Below are 18,941 nucleotides of genomic sequence, written 5' to 3'. Positions count from 1 at the left end.
CCATCTGAGGGAAGCTTCCAAAGTCCAGGCTGTGGGTCGACGCCCCAGTCATCGTCGAAGTCGACGACTTCGCTTACCGGGCCGCCGACGACGTGAGCCCACTGTCTTCCGGGCGAAGAAGGTGAAGAATGTGAGGACCGCTTTCTGTCGGCGAGCAAGAGTGAATCCCGTTCCGCGGATCGAGCCGCCATTCCTCATCACATCCAGGGGACGCAGTATCAGCTCGGTGTCAATAGTGGTGTCGGTGTCGTCCTCTGGGTGGATCTCAAGGTGAAGCTTCGTCAGGCCACGGTACTTGGCCACCGGCCCCCTTCCGCGCTGGCTCTTGACCCCAATCCCGATCCAGTTTCGACCTCGTCCGTCGGTGAACCAGAGATCGTAGCGCATGAGATAACTGGTCTCCTGCGGAAACATGCGAAGCTGTCCTTCCACGGCGTGTGTCCCGGGAATGGCGGAGACCCTGATGCTGCCAGCGACCGACAAACGATGCTCGGGATCGGTGCGGAAAGTATCGAGTCCTGAAATTTTCAGTTGTACCTGCAGGGCGCCGGGCCCGACACCGTCCGGGTGCCGTTCGTGCATCCTTTCGTCGAGGACCACCCCGTCTCCGGCCGTTTCGCGCCGGCGCGTGCCCATCCATCGGTAGGCCGCATCCTCGGGAACGGGAAGGCGACGGACTCGAGCCCACTCCGGGGCCTGCCAAGAACTGTCGCCGGTCACGTCGCGGATGATGCCCTCGATCGCGCTTTCTGCACCGGCAAGAATTGTTGCCGAGGGGTTCGCCCCTGTGGAGGCGGGGATTACGGATCCATCCATGACATAGAGACCCGGGTAGGAATGGACCTGCCTGTCGGGACCCACAACACCGGAGTTCCCATCAGCTCCGATGGGCACCCCTCCCAGGGGATGCACGGTGATCGGCTTCCTGAAAAGCGACCACAGCGGCGCAGGGCGCACGCCGGAGCCGATGATCCGCGCAACGGCCGGACCCACTCGTCCCTCGGCGCGGTAGAGGCGTGATTGCTGCCGGTTGGCCCACTGCAGTTGTGCTTTGCCTTGGTCATCGAGTTTCAGCTGTCCCGTTCCAGCGTCATGGCCCATAGACAAGAACGCGATCGAACGCGTGACGTCATGACGGCGAATTCGTCGCCACCATGAGCGCAGACGCTGAAACGGAAGTGATTGATCAAACAGATCGGAAACTGCGCGGGGAATGGCTCCGTCCTGGACCTGGAACCATACCGGTTTCGACCTTTCCCAGACGTCGAGCACTGTGGTCGTCGTAATCGTCGGGCCCGTGGTCAGGTTTCCGTGGCCGCGCCGCAAATTGCTGGTTGCGAGGTAGTCCCCGTTGCCGGAGAAGCCCCGCCCAAGGGTGGAAGACAGCCTCGGAAGCGTCCGGTCGACATCGCGGGAGCTGAGCAGAAGCTCGGTGGTGGACACGGCTCCGGCCGCTAGAAACAATCGAGTCCCAGTACGTCTGACCTGATGCTCATCGGCTCCACTGCCTTCGTTGGTCCACACAGCCCACCCGGCTTCATCACGCTCGATCCGTGTGACTTCGGCACCGGTTACTGCCGTTGCCGAATACTTCTCCGCAACTGCGAGATAGTTGTGATCCAGTGAGTTCTTGGCCGATCGGTTGCAGCCCAGGATACATTCACCGACGAATGCACAGCCGCGCTGTGGGACACCGTGTTCGTTAGGTGCCCATGAATCCGTGGGGCCGAAACGCACGGCAAGATTCGGCCGAATGGTCGCAGAGCGTATCTTCATCTGCTCGACGAGGTCTTCGACGACACGTGTGCGGTCCGGTACGCGACCGGTGGCAGGATCAACTTGGACCGGATTGACCTCGAGCATCGTACCGGCGAGATCATAGTACGGCTCGAGCTCTGCGCGGCTGAGCCCCTCCGGCCAATGTTTGCCGAGCGAATCCATCGATGGCCGCGCGAAAACATTGGCATAGACCAACGATCCTCCGCCCCAACCGGCAGCCTGTATCGAAAGCATGGAATCCAGCCAACGCATATCGTACAGCCCTCGCCCCGCCTCCCACAGCCACCCCTCGCGTATCTGCGGAGATCGGGGGAACTGCCCCGGCTGCCACCGTCGTCCCCGTTCCAAGACCGTCACAGTGAAGCCTGCTTGTGCCAGTCGAGCAGATGTCACGGCTCCGCCGAACCCGCTCCCCACGACGATGGCATCGACATGAGGTGCAGACGCCGGAGCGGAGGAGGCCTCATCTGGTGGATCGGTGCTTTCAGGGTTCATGACGGTCCTGACGACGATGCTGGAATGATCACAGGTACATGACTGGACCAGCGGTGGGCGCGTGCTCTGGGAGTCTCGGAATACGATCGTCTCTGCCTGCGCAGATCTGGACAGCAAAGGGAGAACAGACAATTGTAAGCGTATCGGATGGTCAACGAAGGATTTGAGGTCTGAGCTGGATCCCTTCGAAAGTTGTTGCGTCGTCGCATTGACTGGCCAGTTTACGGTCGATTCAGCGCATTTCAACTTGGGAGTGCCTGACTGCTTGAGGGCAGAAGTCGGCCGAGTCGCCGGAGGAGGTCTTCGACTGTCGACTCTCAGCGCGTTTGGCATCGCCCGCACTTAGGCCTTCGACGCTTCGCATCAGCGGCACAGCACCGGCCGCTCGGTCTTCAGATGTTCGAGAGTGGGCAGCACGCCGGCGACCAGATGTCTGGCGCCGCGGACCGAATTCGCGACCTTGCATAACCGCCCCCCGCGAGATGCCGCCCTCGGACGCGGCAGTGCTCAGCGTGACCATGTTCCAGGCCGGAACGAAGGCCAACATCATCCCCACCCAGGCGACCCTGACCATGAATATCCGGGTGCGCAGCGACGCCCGCAAGCAGCAGGTTCTCGAGGCCATCCGGCGGATCGCCGAGGCGGAATGCGCCGCCGCAGGATGCGTACAGTCGCCGGCCATCGAGACCTTCTCCGACTTCCCGGTCACGGTCAATGATGACGACGTCGTCGAGCGCGTTCGCCGGGTCCACACCGCCCTGAAAGGCGACCAGGTGGTTGATACGGACACCCTGATGGGCAGCGAGGACTTCTCCGAGTTCGGCCTGCCGGGACCGGACAGCTACGATGGCCCGCCCATTCCCTACGCCTACTGGTTTGTCGGCATCACCGACCCGGAACGCACCGTCCCACTGGGGTGCGGCTGCTCACGTCGGCGGCCTTAAGCTACCTGGCCGAAGAATAGCCTAGGCTAGAGGGTCCCGGCGGGCGCGCCCGCCTGCAACCCTGCGACGTCGGCCAGCAGCTCGAAGGAACGCAGCCACGCCTCGTTCGTTTCCGTCTGGCTGGCCACAATCAGCTCATCCGCCTGGGCACGTTCGGTGAACCAGTCGAGGTAGTCCTTGACCTGGCCAGGCGTGCCGACGCCGGAGTACTTGGTCATTTGCAGCACCTGCTGTCCGGATGGTGACTGCAGGACCATGTCGGCTTCGTCATCGGTGAAGCTGCGGCCGCGCCCCAGCAGTTGGGTGACCCGGCGCCGCTTGGCGGCCAGGAACTGTGCCTCCGCTTCGGCCTCGGTGTCTGCGGCGATCACGTTGACGCCGGCAATCACGTAGGGCTCGGACAGTTGCTTGGAGGGCTGGAAGTCCCGGCGGTAGATCGCCACCGCGTCTTCCAGGGCATTGGGCGCGAAGTGCGAGGCGAAGGAGTACGGCAGGCCCAGAGCCGCGGCCAGCTTGGCCCCGAACAGCGAAGACCCGAGGATGTACAGCGGAACGTTCGTGCCGGTGCCGGGAACGGCGTCGACCCCGGGGATCAGCGATTCGCCGGCCAGGTATCCCTGCAGTTCCTGCACGTCCTGCGGGAAGCTTTCGGCCGACGACGGATCCCGCCGCAGTGCCCGCATGGTGTTCTGGTCGCTGCCCGGCGCCCGGCCCAGCCCCAAATCGATTCGTCCCGGGTGCAGCGTTTCGAGGGTGCCGAACTGTTCGGCGATGGTCAACGGCGCGTGGTTCGGGAGCATGATGCCGCCGGCGCCCAACCGGATGTGCTTGGTCTGGCTGGCCACATGCCCGATCAGCACGCTGGTTGCCGAGGAGGCGATGGTGGACATGTTGTGGTGTTCGGCGTACCAGATCCGGCGGTAGCCCCACTCTTCGGCGCGCTGTGCCAGGGTGACGCTGGCTTTGAAGCTGTCGGCGGCGGTGACGCCTTCGCCAATGTGCGCCAGGTCAAGGATGGAGAGTGGAACGGTCACGGTGTATCGGCCTTTCGCAGGGGACGTTTGAGGGGTGATTGCCCCGAGTCACCAAGTGCAACGGCATCGGTGCTGATGTTATTTCCCAGTCACCAATTCGAGACCATCGGCCCGGGTCCGTTTCCCCGCCTCAAGCGTAGAATTAGGGATGCTGAAGGGGACGTCGTATCGCCCCCGTCAACTTCTCCGGACACCCGTCCGGAGAACCAGTTCCAGTCGAATGAGGAGGGAGAAATGACTACGGCATCCCATGGTGCGTCCGGATGGCACTTGACCCGCGAGCATGTACGTAATGCCGCGATCTCAGGCGGCGTAGTATTTCTGCTTTTAGGTGTCCTGGGATTCATCCCGGGAATCACGGCCCAGTACGGCGAAATGACATTCGCCGCTGGTTCGGGAGCGCTGTTGTTTGGCGCATTCGGAACGTCCATCCTGCTCAACATCGTTTATTTGGCCGTGGGCATAGCAGGCATCGGCATGAGCCGCAGCACTATGTTGTCCCGCGACTTCCTGTTAGGCAGTGGTGCGTTGTTCTTGTTGCTGTGGATTTACGGCCTGGTTATTGACCTGACGTCGACGGCGAATTTCCTGTCCTTCAGTATGGGGACGAACTGGCTGCACCTGGTGCTCGGCCTGATCGCCGGCGGCCTCGGAGTTGCCTATATGGCACGCCACCGCGGAGGTGCCTCCGAACACCAAACGTAGGCGGCAACTGCGCAGGCGCCGGCGCATGCGTCGGCCACCCTGGCGAACCCAAGGAGTATGCGCCCAAAGAGTATGCGTTGTGTGAAGCTCTTCCGCACAACGCATATCTCTGTTTAGTTGCCGTTGGGTCGCTCGGCCACCGTGATTTCCACGGTGTCCACTTCGCCGCCGCGGACGACTTTGGCCTCGATGGTGTCCCCCGGGTTCAGCGAGCGCAGCGCCGCGATCAGGTCCCCGGAGGTCTGCAGTTCTTCCCCGTTGAGCGATATGAGCAGGTCACCGGGCTCCAGCCCGGCCTGGTCCGCCGGTGTTCCGGGTTCGACCGACAGCACCACAATGCCGTTCTCCTGCTCCAGTCCCAGTTGGGTGGCGATCTGCGGGGTCAGGGTGCGGGGCACCAGGCCGAGGTATGCGTGGTCGGCACTGCCGTCTTCTATCAGTTCTTCGGCTACTTCGACGGCGGTGGCGGCCGGAATGGCGAAGCCCAGCGACACGGCTCCGGTCTCCGGGGGGATGTATGCCTCGCTAATTCCGACCACTTCACCTTGGCCGTTCACCACGGCTCCGCCCGAGTTTCCGGGGCTGATCGCCGCGTCGGTCTGGATCAGATCCACCAGCGACTGGTTGCTGCTGGCCGATCCGGGGATCTCGCGGTGCAGACCGGAGATGATGCCGACACTGGCACTGTTCTCAAAGCCCAGCGGGCTGCCGATGACGACGGCGAGGGAGCCGACTTCAGGCAGGTCGGTTTCGAACTCGGCCGCGGGCAATCCGGTGCGCTCCACCTGCACCAGCGCCAGGTCCGTCACCTGGTCGGTGGCGACCACCTGTCCCGGCACCCGTTTCCCGTCTGCGAACCCGATTTCCACGCGTTCGGCTTCTCCCACCACGTGCGCATTGGTGAGGATCAGCCCGTCCTCGGTGTAGATGACACCGCTGCCCAAGCCCTGGTCGTTGAAGACCGTTACCACCGAGGGTTGAACGTCGTCGATGATCCCCGGGATATCGGCGAAACCTACTTCATCGCCGCCGCCACTTTGGCCGCCGTCGTCCTGCCCATTGCTGCCGGCACCGTTGCCGCCCTGGGTTTGGGAACCGCCACCCGGCCTGGCCGATTCGCTGGCAGTGGTTTGCTGCCCGCCGCCTTCTCCGTTAGTGGCGGTGCATCCGGTCATCGCCAGTGTGGCTGCGGCGAACACGGGCAGCCATAAGCGGTGCCGTGGCCGAGTGGTATCCAGTGACATCGGGCGCACTCCTCAATAGGTAGCAGGCTGATCTTCTGATCTCATTGTGTCCAAAAACCGCGATCTTGGCCAGAAACCAGCGCCGGGACCGCCCCTGGCTGCCGGTGCGCGGGGGTCCTATGCCGCGAGTAGTTGCCCGCTCAGCTCCCAGAGCCGCTGCGCTGATTCCGGCTCGATGGAGTGCGACGCGACGTCGGACGGGAAAGTCTCCGCCGTGAGGGACTGCGAATCGTCATCCAATGGAGAGATGTCACTGTCCTTCAGATAAACCCCGCCGATCCCGTCGGGTGGGTTTATCGGGTTGAATTACGTAGTCGGCAGCTCCGCGGCTCATGCCGCGGCTCGCTCATTGACGGGCCGGCGACGCAGGGCGGCTTGCTCGATGGCGGGTGGGTTGTAGGCCATGTCCAACCTGCCGACCCCGTATCCGGGCGGCACGATGGCGTCGATGCGGTCGAGGGTCTCGTCAGTGAGGGTGACGTCGAGACCGGCGAGCGTACTGTCGAGATGCTCCATCGTACGGGGCCCGATCAGCGCCGAGGTGACCCCCGGATGGGCAACCGCAAAAGCCATTGCGAGCTGGGTCAGCGGGATCCCGGCGTCCTGTGCGACGGGAATGAGTTGCTCAACGGCCTCCATGCGGCGCTCATCGGCCAGGTGCCGGAAGCCGTACTGGGATCTGTGTGTGCTGTTCTGTTGCCCCTTCCGGTAGTTGCCGGTGAGCATTCCGCCAGCGAGGGGGCTGTAGACCAGAGTGCCCATGCCATACTCCTGCGCGAGCGGCAGCACCTCGCGTTCAATACCACGATCGAGGATCGAGTACGGGGGCTGCTCGGTGCGGAAGCGTTCCACGCCGCGCCGCTCGGCGACCCACTGAGCCTTGACGATGTCCGAGGCGTCCATGGTGGACGTTCCAACGGCACGGACCTTTCCGCTGCGAATCAGGTCCGAGAGCGCGGACAGCGTTTCCTCGATATCAGTGTCCGGGTCCGGTCGCTGCATTTGATAAAGATCAATGTGGTCTGTCTGCAGGCGACGCAGCGAGTTCTCCACCGCCGTCGTGATCCAGCGCCGTGATGCGCCACGCTGATTCGGATCGTCCCCCATGGAAAGGCTCACTTTCGTGGCGAGGACGACGTCGTCGCGCCGCCCCTTAAGTGCCTTTCCCACGATCTCTTCCGACTCGCCGTGGGCGTACACATCCGCGGTGTCGATGAAGTTGATCCCGGCGTCGAGGGCCTTGTGGATGATCTTAATCGAGTCGATGTGGTCGGGATTGCCCAGGGCGCCGAACATCATCGCGCCGAGAGCGTAAGGGCTGACTTTGATACCGGTTCGTCCGAGATTGCGGTACTGCATGAGTGTGCTCCTGAGGTTGTGTTTAGGATCAGCGCTCCACGATGGCGTATTCTGGATTTAAGCGGAACGCTATTCCAGAACTATACGGAAAGGCGTTCCGGAAAACAATAGGTGGAAAGTGATTCCGGAAAAATCAGTGGATGGAGTGTCGTGACTGGGAACATCTCGCCAACAGGCGAATCAGTGCCGCGCCGGCGCCGTGCCGACGCTCAGCGCAATATCGACTCTCTGCTGGACGCGGCCAAGACTGTATTCGGCTCCTCAGGCGTGGATGCGCCCGCGAAGGAGATCACCGATCTGGCCGGCGTCGGCGTCGGAACGCTCTACCGGCACTTCCCGCAGCGCTCGGACCTGGTCAAGGCCGTCTTCCGGCACGAGGTGGACGCCTGTGCAGACGCCGCGGGGCCACTGGCTGCCGAACACGAACCGGGAACAGCATTGGAGAAGTGGCTCCACCGATACACCCAGTTCATCGCAGCCAAACGGGGCCTCGCCTCGGCCCTGCACTCCGGCGACCCGGCGTTCGACGAACTGCCTGACTACTTCATGGCCCGGCTTGGTCCCGCTCTCGACTCACTGCTGAATGCAGCGGCCGACGACGGCGAGGTCCGGGCCGACATCGGCTCCAGGGACCTGTTGAATGCCGTGGCGAGCCTGTGCATGACCGACGCCGACGAGCCGGCCGCGTACAGCCAGCGGATGATCGGCGTCATCATCGACGGACTGCGCTACGGAGCGGCTGCGAACCAGTCCCGCTCCTGAGGATTCTCCTGAGCATTCTTCCGCGCCGGCCGCCCCAAGTGCCGATACCGGTTGGCCCGGCGTTCCACCCGGCCGCCGGGTGGCAGCGTCGCCAGGGACGCCAATTCGTACTCAATCGCCGTGCCCATGCGCCGGCAGAACGCCTTGGCCTCGGCAGCGGCATCGGGTTGCTCATCGACCAGGTGGTCCACGACGCCGTTGGCATGCAGCGACGCGGCATTGATGCCCTGGGCGGCGGACATAGCGGGGGCATGTTCGACCGTGCGGTGGACGATCGCGCTGGCGCCTTCCGGGGGAAGCGGGGACAGCCAGCCGTGGTGGGCGGCGATGGTCCGGTCCGCGGGCAGCAGCGCCAATGCCCCGCCCCCGGCGCCCTGGCCGAACAGCACGGACACGGTCGGCGACTGCAGCCCGATCAGGTCGTGCAGTGACCTGGCTATTTCGCCGGCCAGTCCGCCTTCCTCCGCCTCGGGCGACATCGCCGCCCCGGCGGTATCGATCACCGCCAGCAACGGCAGCGCCAACTCTTCGGCCAGCCGCATGCCCCGCCGGGCTTCCCGCAGCGAGGCCGGGCCCATGCCGTCGTCGGACGCCCCGGCCGGTCGCTGGTGCCCGAGCACGACGCAGGATTGTCCGCCGAACTTCGCCAGTGCCAGCAGCAGTCCCGGATCCTTTTCGCCCTGTCCGGTGCCGTTGAGCGGCAGCGCGTCGTCGGCCCCGTACTTGAGCAGGCTGCGCAGGTCCGGGCGGCGGGGGTTGCGTGAGATCTCCACCGACGTCCAGGCGTCGACGGCCGAGGGCACCACGTCCAGGGTGGCCGGCGACGGCACCGGGCCGGCCGGTTCAGGAGTGAGGATGGCCAGCGCCCGGTCGATAATCTCCGGCAGTTGCGCGGCGGGGACGACGGCGTCGATCAGCCCTTTGTCGAAGAGGTTCTCGGCGACCTGCACATTGGGCGGAAACGGTTCACCGTGGATCGCCTCGTACACCCGCGGCCCGAGGAAACCCAGCAGCGCCCCGGGCTCGGCAACGGTCATGTGCCCCAGCGACCCCCAGGAGGCCATCACTCCCCCGGTGGTCGGGTGGCGCAGGTAGACCAGGTACGGCAGTCCGGCCTGCCGGTGGGCCCGCACTGCCGCCGTGATCCGCACCATGGACAGGAACGCCAGCGTGCCTTCCTGCATCCGGGTTCCTCCGGAGGCGGGTCCGGCCAGCAGCGGCAATCCTGCCGCGGTGGCGCGGTCGACGGCGGCGACAATGCGGTCCGCTGCGGCCTGGCCGATGGAGCCGGCCAGGAAGGAAAATTCGCTGACGATCAGCGCGACCCGCCTCCCGCGGATCAGCCCCTCGCCGGTGATGACCGATTCGTCCTGCCCCGACTTGGCGGTCGCCGCGGCCAGCTCCTCGCGGTACCCGGCGCTGGTCTCCGGCCCGCGCGTCGGCTCATCCCAGGAACTGAACGAGCCGTCGTCCAGCACCGTGGCCACCAGCTCCGCGGCGGCCAGCCGGCGGGTCCGTTGCGTGGTGCTCATTGTTACTCCCCCGCTTCCCCCGCTGCGAGCCACTGCCGGATGCGCTCGCCGTCCTGGTCCAGCCCTGGCGGGGCGGAATGGGAGCGGTAGGTGGTCTCCTCCTCGTCGTCGGCGTTGAAGAATCTCAGCGGCGGCCCGGGCAGGGTGACATTGCCCAGCAGGTCGTGGTCGACGTCGACCAGCAAGCCTTGGGAGCGGACCTGGTCCCAGTCATAGACCTCGTCCAGCGACCGGACCTTGCCCGCCGGGATCCCCATCTCGTTCAGCCTGGCCAGCAGGTCCTCGGGGCCGTAGCCGGAGAAGGCTGCCTCCACCTCGGCGATGAGTTTGTCCCGGTTGACCACCCGCTGCGCGTTGGTCGCCAGCTCCTCACGGGTGGCATCGATGCCGAAGCCTTCGGCGAAGCGCGTCCAGAGCCGCTCGCTGCCCACGCTGATCTGCACTTTGCCTCCGGCACAGGCGAACAGCCCGTACGGGGCGATCGAGGGATGGTGGTTGCCTTGGGCCTGCGGGACTTCGCCGGCCACCGTGGAGCGGGTGCCCTGGAATGCGTGCACGCCCACCAGCGCGGCCAGCAGCGAGGTCCGCACCACCTGCCCCTTGCCGGTGCGTTCGCGCTCGAGCAAGGCGGACAGGCACCCGAACGCGCCGTACATTCCGGACAGCAGGTCCGCGATCGGCACCCCGACGCGCTGCGGATCGTCCGGCCCCGAGCCGGTCAGCGACATCAACCCTGCCTCGCCCTGGACAATCTGGTCGTAGCCACTGCGGGAGGATTCCGGCCCGTCATGGCCAAACCCGGTGATGGACAGAATCACCAGCGCCGGGTTGAGTTCCTGCATCTGAGCCGCCGAAAACCCCAGCCGGTCCAGCACACCGGGCCGGAAGTTCTCCACCACCACATCGGCACGCCGGATCAACTCAGCCAGCTCGGCCTGGCCGCCGTCGCTCTTCAGGTCGATGGCGATCGATTCCTTGTTCCTGTTGCAGGACAGGAAATAGGTCGCCTGCGGATCCTCGTCCGGGCCCACGAACGGCGGCCCCCAGCCGCGGGTATCGTCGCCGGACTGCGGATTCTCCACCTTGATCACCCGAGCACCCAGGTCGCCGAGCATCATCCCGGCATGCGGCCCCGCCAGCGCCCGACTCAGGTCCACCACGAGGTAGCCGCCGAGCGGTCCGGCGTTCTGCGATGCTGTTTCTTGTTCCATGTTCCTCATTTCAGTACGGACTTCGCGTCGGCTCGGGCGGCCGGAGTCAATAGCGCCGCAGGGACCCGCAGCCGGGCCAGGTGGCAGCTACAGCCATCCCGGCACCACCAGCGTCAGCCAGGCGATGGGCGGTCCGGCGACCACCACGATGGCGCCATAGCCGAGGATCTGCTTGTAGAACCGGTCCCGGTTGGTGCCCTCCGGCGCATTGGCCAGCACCAGCGCACCGTTCGTGGAGAAGGGGGACACATCGACGATGGTCGATGCCACGGCCAGCGCGCAGATCACGCCCACGGCGCCGACTTCCCCCGATTCGAGGAACGGGATGGCCAGCGGAATCAGCGCGGCCAGGATCGCCGTGGAGGAGGCGAACGCCGAAACGACGGCGCCGATGTAGCAGATCAGCAGCGCCGCGAGCATAGGCATACCCAACCGGGATACAGCGTCCGATACGTAGTCAATGGTCCCTGCTTCCTGCAGCACGCCGACGAAGGTCAGCATCCCGCAGATCAACAGCACGGTCGACCAGCTGATCTTGTTGACCGCGCCGTGCTGTGCCTTCGGCGAGACCAGCGCCAGGATCACTGCAATGGTGATGGCGACGAAGCCGACGTCGATCTTGAACCCGAGCGCCAGGACCGCCAGGGCGATCAGCCCGAGAACCGTGGCCACCTGCGAGATGATGTCCTCGCGGGTCTTCGCCGGCGCTGCGCCGGTGCCGGAGCCTCCCGCCGTACCGTTCGGCCCGCCGGCTTCGGATCCGGAGCCGGCGGCATCGCTGCCGCTGATCCGGTGGCCGACGCTGGCTTTCATCCGCGCCTCGGCCGCCTGCTCGACGAAGTGTCCGACCTTGCCGGAGATGAGCTTGCGTCCGCCGAGGACCAGGAAGAGAGTCAGTGCGATCAGGAAGTTGAAGATCAGGCTGGTCAAAAACAGCGCCAGCGGGCTGTAATCGAATCCGGTGTCGGAGACGATCCCATTGACAATCACGCCATAGACGGCGATCGGCGAGAAACCGCCCGCCTGCGCGCCGTGCACCACCATCATCCCCATCATGAGCGGGTTGATCTTGTGCTTGGCTGCGAAGCTCAGGGCGATGGGGGCCATGATGGCGACGGCGGCCGGGCCCAGCGCGCCGACGGCGGTGATTGCCGCGGTGATGGTGAACATGATCCACGGGATCATTGCCACCCGGTTGCGGACCAGCCGCAATGCTCCCTGGATCAGCAGGTCAATGGTGCCGTTGTTCTGCGCGATAGCGAATAGATACGTGACACCGACGAGCGTCAGGAACAGCCCGCCGGGGAAGTTGGCCAGAACGGCGTCGGCCTCCATGCCAAGGAAGACGACGCCGAGGAAGAATGCCCCCACAAACGCCAGCGCACCCATATTGATAGGCAGGAACGTGGCGAGCAGGAACATCACCGCCAACACGATGATGGATAGAACAGGGGCCGACATGAATTCTCCTTACACCCGGCGTGCTTGTGATTGGGCTAACAGGTCCAGTGGCCTAGCCTCCTGCACACTAGGTCTCCTTGTCAACAGGCGGAGCGGCTGTAGACTCGAAAAACGTCACCACATTGGCGCCCAGTGTCGCGCCGCCAGGAGGGGAAACATGCGTGAATCATCAGCCTCGGGCCCGTTCACCCGCGTGCCGCGCCCCCGATTGTATGAACAACTTGTCGAACAGCTGCTCGGCTATATTGAGGCACGCCAACTCGGACCGGGCGACGTATTGCCCGCCGAACGCGAACTGGCAGAGCAGCTGGGTGTCTCCCGTGCCACGCTGGCCCAGGCGCTGGTCGCCCTGGAAGTGCTCGGCGTCATCGACGTGCAGCACGGCACCGGCGCGGTACTCGTGTACCGGCCCAGCATTGCCCCGGTGATCAAGGGGCTGCGCGAACACAGCAACCGGCTGCCGGACATCGTCGAAGCCCGCAGCACCCTGGAAGTTAAGCTCGCTACGCTGGCCGCGGCCCGGCGCACCGACGCGGACATGGACGCCATCGATGCGGCGATCGAGGCCATGGCAGCGGAAGTCAGCTCCGGGGACAAGGGCGCCCACGGCGACGAATTGTTCCACCAAGCGGTCACCGCGGCGGCGCACTCGTCGGTGCTGGAACAGCTGATGGCATTTATCGCCGAGATGGTCCTCGAAACCCGGCTGGAATCGCTCGGCCAGCCCAACCGCCCGGAGCAGTCTCTGGCCTCGCACCGCACCATTGCCGAGGCCATCCGCGCGCAGGACCCGCAGCAGGCCGCCGATGCCATGCAATCGCATATCGAACTCGTCTCAGACGTCGCGCTGTTGAAATAGGGGTATCGGAGGGCGGCGACTGCTCCCCTCCAGCGTGAATCGGTATTAGATTGGGTCCATGTCCAACATCATCGAAAAGATCGCCGAATCGTTCAAGAGCTTTGGGGCCTCCACCGTCTATGGAGATCCCGTCACGATTAACGGCGCGGAAATAGTGCCGGTCTGCTACGTCCAGTACGGGTTTGGTGGAGGAGGCACCGCCGATGACGAGGGCGGCGGTGGTGGCGGTGGAATCGCGGTGCCGGTTGGCATCTACCGCACGAACGACTGCGGCAAACCGGTGTTCCGGCCCAACACCCTCGCGCTGCTGGTATCGCTTACCCCCTTGGTGTGGACCGTTGGCCGGGCTGCGTCCCGGGTTCTCAAGGAGTCGCGCCGATAGCCTTGGAATCGAAGCGCACGAAAAGGAGGTTGCCATGCCGGCAGTTGAAAGGACCACCGATGTTCTGATTGTGGGCGCCGGCCCCACCGGGCTGATGCTGGCCAACTGGCTGGCGAAGCTCGGCGTCGACGCCATCCTGGTCGACGGCAAGTCCGGCCCCACCCGGGAGTCGCGTGCGCTCGGGGTGCAGGCGCGGACCATGGAGATCTACGACCAGCTGGGCGTCGCGGACCAGGTGCTGGACGAGGCCTATATCGCCCAAGGTGTCGCCCCTGGCTATCAAGACAAGGCATTCGGCTTCGTCCGGTTCGCCAATATCGGCTCCGGTGTCTCGCCCTATCCCCACTTGTACATCCTGGAGCAGAGCCGCAACGAGAAGTTGCTGTACTCGAACTTGCAGCGGCTCAGTGGTGCGGTGCTGTGGCAGCATCGGCTTCAGGACCTGGACCAGGAGACAGCGGACGACGGCGGCAGCCGGGTGACTGTCACGCTGCAGGGCCCGGACGGGGAAGTGACGATCCGGTCGCGTTACTGCGTCGGAACGGATGGACCGTCGTCGGTGGTGCGCAAGCTGCGTGGTATCGACTTTGAGGGCCGCACCAACGAGCACACCTTCTTCGTGGCCGACGCCGCGGGGGTCGAAGGGCTGGTCCCCACCTCGATCAACCTCCGGTTCGGCCGGAAATTCTTCCTGCTCACGTTCCCGATGGGAAGCGACGGGCACAACCGGTTGCTGGGCGTGGTTCCTCATGGATCGGACGATCCAGCCGACGATGTCGCCGAGTCGTCCATCCGACCGATGCTGCAGCGGGTCTTCGGCGTGACCTATGCTTCGACGTCGTGGTTTTCCACTTACCGCTTGCATCACCGGGTGGCTGCGCAGTTTACCGACGGTCCGGTGCTGCTGGCCGGAGACGCCGGCCACGTCCATTCGCCGGTCGGCGCCCAGGGCATGAACACCGGATTGCAGGACTCGCACAATCTGGCCTTCAAGCTCGGTGCCGTGCTCAAAGGCGAGGCGCCGCCGTCGTACCTTCAACGCTATGAGGCTGAACGCCGCCCGGTGGCGCTGCGGCTGACCAACACCACCGACCGGCTGTTTGCCGCTGTCACCTCCAATAATCCGGTACTGCGGGCGGTGCGGAGGTTCCTGCCGCGGATCGCGGCGCCGGTGCTGCTGCGGATCATTCCCAGGCTGTCCGGCAGCTCGCGGATGTTTGAGTACCTGGCCCAGGTGCGGATCCATTACTGGATGGACGAGTCGGCGCGTGAACGTGCGCAGGGACAGCGGGACCGGATTGTGGGGCGGCGGCTGCCCTGGACCGGGCAGAACTTCGAATCGTTGAAGGCCGCCGCGTGGATGGCGCACGTGTACGGGGAGGTCGCCGAGGACCGGTTGCGGTCGCTGCGGGACGAACTCGACGTCGACGTACGCCAGTTCCCCGCCGCGCCGGCCAATGGCCTGACCGGCGGGAAGGTGCTGCTGGTCCGGCCGGACGGATTCGTCGCCGCGGCCGCCTACCCCGACCAGGCCGCAGCGGAATTCGCCGCTGCGCTTCAGCGGCACATTGGCAATTGACCGGCACACACACCACTTGCCCACCGATGTAAGCCCCAAACGCCACTCATCTGGCGGTCCTCGACGACCTTCTCCATTTCGGACCCTTCGAATGCATAATTATTCGACCGAAGCAGTCTTCCTGACTCATGCAATCAGCCTCGGTTCCACCTCCACCGCCATGCCCACGCCCGGCTGGCAACGTGTGTCAGTTGGGGATCCTTCATCGGCGCATACCGAAGTGGGATCGCAATGAGCCAAGTGTTATCGGGGATCCAGATTGGCAGCGTGGAGCACCACTGCCGGAGGAAACGGGGCGACCGTCACGCTTCGTCTTCAAGCACGATGTTGTCGATTAACCGGGCTGATGGCAGCCGCAGCGCTGCGAGCACCACTGCGCCATCTTTGAGTTCGTCGACCCTATCCAGGGTGATTGGGGCGACGGCGTCGAAGTACTCAAGAGTCATCGGCACTTTGGTCGCATCGAGCACGGATCGTCCCCGGCGCAGCCCCTCGGCAACCGACCGTTCGCCGGAGGAGAGACAGGCCTGTACCTCTTGCAGCGCCCGATAGAGCAGTGGCGCACTGCTCCGCTCCGCCCCGGAGAGACGGACGTTCCGGCTGCTCATGGCGAGCCCGTCCGGCTCCCGTTCGGTCCGTGCGCCGACCACTTCGACACTTAAGTGAAGGTCTTCCGTTATCCGCCGAACGACCTGTACCTGCTGATAATCCTTCAACCCGAAGTACGACCGGTGCGGGCGGACGATGTTGAACAACTTGGTGACCACTGTAGCTACTCCCGCGAAGTGTTCCGGGCGGGACGCCGCCTCGTATCGGTCCATGGCTACGGTCGGCGACACCTTGGTACCGAAATTCTGCGGATACATTTCATCGTCACTCAACAGAAGCAGTGCACTTACATCCTCCTGTGCACAAACGAACTCGTCCTTCGCCGGATCACGAGGGTACGTGTCGAAATCCTCACCAGGACCGAATTGCAGAGGATTTACGTAGAGGGTAACCACCACATGCTCGTTCTCTGCGCGTGCGCGGCGCATGAGGGAACGATGCCCTTCGTGGAGATAACCGAGAGAGGCCACATGGCCCACCCATCCCACCGTGGCCTCGCGCCACCGCTGGTATTCGGCGATGGAATGAAATATCTCCATGGCCACTCCCTTCCTCTGAGACGAACCTGATCCGCAGCGTTAGCGTTCATCGTCGAAACCCCACGCAGTGACAGCCTGCTCAACCTGTACCTGTGCACTGCCCATTCGTCGGTCCTGGCCATGCAGGGATCGGCCTACGAGAACGAGCCCATCGCGGCTTTCCGAATCCCTGTCCCAAGGGGAAGGGGCCATTTTGAGCCGAGTGGGGATGGGTGTCACAAGTCGGTCAACCTCCAACTCGAACCGGATTCGTGGGTGTGTTGCTCTCCATCGGGTGTGAAGATTCGCACCGGGTCTGGCCCGACATTGCGGGCCTGCCAATCTGCGACGGCCACGCCACTGCGCTCGGGTAGGGCGATGATGGTCCGTCCGCGCTGGTGGACCCACTGCTGCACTTCCGCATCCTGCGAGGGCCGGTAATGCGGGAGGACGACAGCGCCAGCAAGGAGATCCAACCCGGCGAGGTCGGTCAGGCCTGCGTCATTGGGATCGGCCAGCTCTGCCATGGCAATGTCAGCACCAAACAGGATGGCTCCGGCACTTCCTCCATACACACGGCCCCCGCCGGCCAGGAAATCGAGCACCACCTGCAGTAGCTGGCGCTGCTGCAGATGCTGTAACAGATCGAAGGTATTGCCACCTGGAATTGCCAGCACGTCGCTTCCCCGCAGCCGCAGCATACTATCCTCGGGGCTGCTGTTGGTGTCGTCCAGACCCCAGGGATCGATGGTGAAGTCACCGCGGCCGCGCAGGGCGTTGCTAAGCCACTGCACACTTCCGGTGCGTGCGGCACCGGCTGCCATCGCAAACGGCCAGATGCTGACGCCCTGACCAGAACTGAACGCCTCGTCCCACAAGGCCGCCTCGTCGTGTTCGCTGCCACCGCCACCAAGATAAAACCGCATCACCAATCATCATCCCCATAGAACTCTGGCCAGTCCAACCACCCCATTAGCGGAATCGCACTCAGGCCAAACCCGCGTCTCCAGTTGCACCTCATAGAAGCTGACCGAGCGGCCCGTTGGCCGATCCCTCAACTGACACAGCATGTCAGACTCTACGAATGAGCCGTCACGATCCTCAGCCCGCCGTCGACGAGCGGACCACTCTCCAGCAGTTCCTGGACTATCAGCGCGAAACGTTGTTGATCAAAACCGAGGGACTGGATCGGCAGCAACTGAACCAGCAGCTCCCGACGTCCGACCTAACGTTAGCCGGCCTGCTCAAACACCTCGCCCACGTGGAAGACGACTGGTTCCATGTCAAATTCCTGGGTCGAGCCGAGCTAGAACCTTGGGCCAGCGCCCCCTGGGATGAAGACCGAGACTGGGAGTTCCACACCGCCAGCGACGACGAACCTGACACGTTGCGCGTGCTCTATCGCTACGCATGCGACCGCAGCCGCCAAGCCGTGGACGACGTGGAACTGGACACTTTGTCAGCCGGACGCGACCGGGATGGTCACCAATGGAGCTTACGCTGGGTGATGACCCACTTAGTCGAGGAGACCGCCCGACACAACGGCCATGCAGACCTGTTGCGCGAGGCAATTGACGGCACCACGGGAGAATGACTTCAGCGCCGACTGAAGCCGATGTACCCTTTCGTAAGGGACGGAATTTCGTTCCGCTGGCAGGATGGAGTCATGACCACCAACCGAGCACGAGTGATCGGAATGCTGGGCGGAATGAGCTGGGAGTCCAGCGCTCAGTACTACCGCCTTGCTAACGAGCTCGTGCGAGAACGGCTGGGCGGGCTGCACTCGGCTCGTGTGCTGCTGGCGTCGGTGGACTTCGCCGACATCGAGGCGCTGCAGGCCGCCGGGCAATGGGACGAGGCCGGAAAGGTGCTCGCGGAGGCCGCCAAGGGGCTCGAGGCGGGCGGCGCCGAGCTGCTGCTGATCTGCACCAACACGATGCATAAGGTCGCCGACCGGGTACAGGCCGCGATCCATATCCCCCTGCTGCACCTGGCTGACGCGACCGCTCAGGCGATCATCCGTGCCGGCCTCGGCACTGTCGGGCTGCTCGGCACCGCCTTCACCATGGAGCAGAACTTCTACCGGGACCGGCTGGCCAGCCACGGCCTCACCGTGCTCGTGCCGTCCGCGGACGATCGAGCCGATGTGCACCGCATCATCTACGACGAGCTATGCCAGGGCCTGCTGCACGAGGAATCACGGCAGATCTATCGCGACGTTATCAGCCGCTTGGCCGAAGCCGGTGCCGATGGCGTCGTGCTCGGCTGTACCGAGATCGAACTGCTCATCTCGGCGGCAGACAGCCAGGTTCCCGTTTTCCCGACTACCCGCCTGCACGTCGAGGCCGCCGTCGACGCGTCACTAGGCGCACCTGCTCGGACCTGAACGTCCCGCTGCCCGATCCTTCCCCGGGGCATTCGGAGCCCGGTGTTAATGACGGCAGGGCTATTTGGAGTCCTGAGGCAGG

At 64.4% G+C, this 18,941-nt stretch carries 18 protein-coding genes; 8 read left to right on the top strand and 10 right to left on the bottom strand.

Annotated elements, in window-relative coordinates:
* Positions 1-48: 48 nt before the first annotated feature.
* The gene (locus tag H535_RS24090; RefSeq protein ID WP_162144863.1) at positions 49-2,520 is read right to left on the bottom strand and encodes a GMC oxidoreductase; all 2,472 of its coding nucleotides are present in this window, start codon (positions 2,518-2,520) and stop codon (positions 49-51) included.
* A 236-nt stretch (positions 2,521-2,756) separates the two neighbouring features.
* Here H535_RS24090 and H535_RS0107440 point away from each other — a divergent pair, with 236 nt between their 5' ends.
* Positions 2,757-3,218 carry a peptidase dimerization domain-containing protein gene (locus tag H535_RS0107440; RefSeq protein WP_026819051.1) on the top strand — a complete coding sequence of 154 codons (462 nt, stop codon included), beginning with the start codon at positions 2,757-2,759 and terminating at the stop codon, positions 3,216-3,218.
* 26 nt (positions 3,219-3,244) lie between these two features.
* On the opposite strand, the gene H535_RS0107435 is transcribed toward H535_RS0107440, so the two are convergent.
* Entirely contained in the window at positions 3,245-4,252 is a 1,008-nt protein-coding gene (locus H535_RS0107435; RefSeq protein WP_026819050.1) for an LLM class flavin-dependent oxidoreductase, read from the bottom strand.
* A gap of 234 nt (positions 4,253-4,486) precedes the next feature.
* On the opposite strand from H535_RS0107435, the gene H535_RS0107430 reads away from it, so the two are divergent.
* Positions 4,487-4,957 (top strand): DUF4383 domain-containing protein, encoded by a 471-nt coding sequence (locus tag H535_RS0107430; RefSeq protein WP_026819049.1) that lies wholly within the window; start codon positions 4,487-4,489, stop codon positions 4,955-4,957.
* A 113-nt stretch (positions 4,958-5,070) separates the two neighbouring features.
* On the opposite strand, the gene H535_RS0107425 is transcribed toward H535_RS0107430, so the two are convergent.
* The 3 genes from H535_RS0107425 to H535_RS0107415 all read right to left on the bottom strand — a co-directional run bounded on the left by H535_RS0107425 (position 5,071) and on the right by H535_RS0107415 (position 7,560).
* Entirely contained in the window at positions 5,071-6,201 is a 1,131-nt protein-coding gene (locus H535_RS0107425) for a S1C family serine protease (RefSeq protein WP_026819048.1), read from the bottom strand.
* A 117-nt stretch (positions 6,202-6,318) separates the two neighbouring features.
* Positions 6,319-6,441 carry a hypothetical protein gene (locus tag H535_RS30175; protein ID WP_281171229.1) on the bottom strand — a complete coding sequence of 41 codons (123 nt, stop codon included), beginning with the start codon at positions 6,439-6,441 and terminating at the stop codon, positions 6,319-6,321.
* A 90-nt stretch (positions 6,442-6,531) separates the two neighbouring features.
* Positions 6,532-7,560 (bottom strand): aldo/keto reductase, encoded by a 1,029-nt coding sequence (locus H535_RS0107415; protein WP_026819047.1) that lies wholly within the window; start codon positions 7,558-7,560, stop codon positions 6,532-6,534.
* A 150-nt stretch (positions 7,561-7,710) separates the two neighbouring features.
* Between H535_RS0107415 and H535_RS0107410 the strand changes: the two genes are divergently transcribed.
* Positions 7,711-8,322: a TetR/AcrR family transcriptional regulator gene (locus H535_RS0107410; RefSeq protein WP_026819046.1), complete on the top strand. Its 612-nt coding sequence runs from the start codon at positions 7,711-7,713 to the stop codon at positions 8,320-8,322.
* Here the strand turns inward: H535_RS0107410 and H535_RS24085 are convergent.
* The 3 genes from H535_RS24085 to H535_RS0107395 form a co-directional block, all read right to left on the bottom strand.
* Positions 8,289-9,854, bottom strand: coding sequence for a carboxyl transferase domain-containing protein (locus H535_RS24085; protein WP_051298759.1), 1,566 nt, complete (start codon positions 9,852-9,854; stop codon positions 8,289-8,291). The genes H535_RS0107410 and H535_RS24085 overlap by 34 nt on opposite strands.
* Positions 9,855-9,856: 2 nt before the next feature.
* Positions 9,857-11,065, bottom strand: coding sequence for a CaiB/BaiF CoA transferase family protein (locus tag H535_RS0107400; protein WP_035768721.1), 1,209 nt, complete (start codon positions 11,063-11,065; stop codon positions 9,857-9,859).
* Between the two features lie 87 nt (positions 11,066-11,152).
* Entirely contained in the window at positions 11,153-12,526 is a 1,374-nt protein-coding gene (locus tag H535_RS0107395) for an SLC13 family permease (protein WP_026819044.1), read from the bottom strand.
* A gap of 157 nt (positions 12,527-12,683) precedes the next feature.
* On the opposite strand from H535_RS0107395, the gene H535_RS0107390 reads away from it, so the two are divergent.
* From H535_RS0107390 to H535_RS0107380, 3 genes are read left to right on the top strand one after another with little or no spacing between them, the layout of a single operon-like run.
* A complete protein-coding gene (locus H535_RS0107390; protein WP_026819043.1) occupies positions 12,684-13,385 on the top strand; it encodes a FadR/GntR family transcriptional regulator in 702 nt (233 codons plus the stop codon).
* 58 nt (positions 13,386-13,443) lie between these two features.
* Positions 13,444-13,767 carry a hypothetical protein gene (locus H535_RS0107385; protein ID WP_026819042.1) on the top strand — a complete coding sequence of 108 codons (324 nt, stop codon included), beginning with the start codon at positions 13,444-13,446 and terminating at the stop codon, positions 13,765-13,767.
* A 34-nt stretch (positions 13,768-13,801) separates the two neighbouring features.
* On the top strand, positions 13,802-15,346 hold the full coding sequence (locus H535_RS0107380) for an FAD-dependent monooxygenase (RefSeq protein ID WP_026819041.1): 1,545 nt from the start codon (positions 13,802-13,804) through the stop codon (positions 15,344-15,346).
* Positions 15,347-15,648: 302 nt separating this feature from the next.
* Here the strand turns inward: H535_RS0107380 and panC are convergent, their stop codons facing one another.
* Both panC and H535_RS27680 read right to left on the bottom strand, forming a co-directional pair.
* Positions 15,649-16,494, bottom strand: coding sequence for a pantoate--beta-alanine ligase (gene panC, locus H535_RS0107375; protein WP_026819040.1), 846 nt, complete (start codon positions 16,492-16,494; stop codon positions 15,649-15,651).
* A gap of 215 nt (positions 16,495-16,709) precedes the next feature.
* Positions 16,710-17,399, bottom strand: a complete 690-nt coding sequence (locus H535_RS27680; RefSeq protein ID WP_051298757.1) for a Type 1 glutamine amidotransferase-like domain-containing protein — start codon at positions 17,397-17,399, stop codon at positions 16,710-16,712.
* A 158-nt stretch (positions 17,400-17,557) separates the two neighbouring features.
* Here H535_RS27680 and H535_RS0107365 point away from each other — a divergent pair, with 158 nt between their 5' ends.
* Together H535_RS0107365 and H535_RS0107360 are read left to right on the top strand one after the other, a co-directional pair.
* Positions 17,558-18,067, top strand: a complete 510-nt coding sequence (locus tag H535_RS0107365) for a DinB family protein (RefSeq protein ID WP_026819039.1) — start codon at positions 17,558-17,560, stop codon at positions 18,065-18,067.
* 72 nt (positions 18,068-18,139) lie between these two features.
* A complete protein-coding gene (locus tag H535_RS0107360; protein WP_035768719.1) occupies positions 18,140-18,859 on the top strand; it encodes an aspartate/glutamate racemase family protein in 720 nt (239 codons plus the stop codon).
* Positions 18,860-18,941 lie beyond the last annotated feature (82 nt).

The organism is Arthrobacter castelli DSM 16402, assembly GCF_000430705.1.
In the GTDB taxonomy this organism is placed as follows: Bacteria; Actinomycetota; Actinomycetes; order Actinomycetales; family Micrococcaceae; genus Arthrobacter_C; species Arthrobacter_C castelli.
Note: the sequence above shows the minus strand (reverse complement) of the source record. Positions and strands in the feature narration are given on the sequence as shown.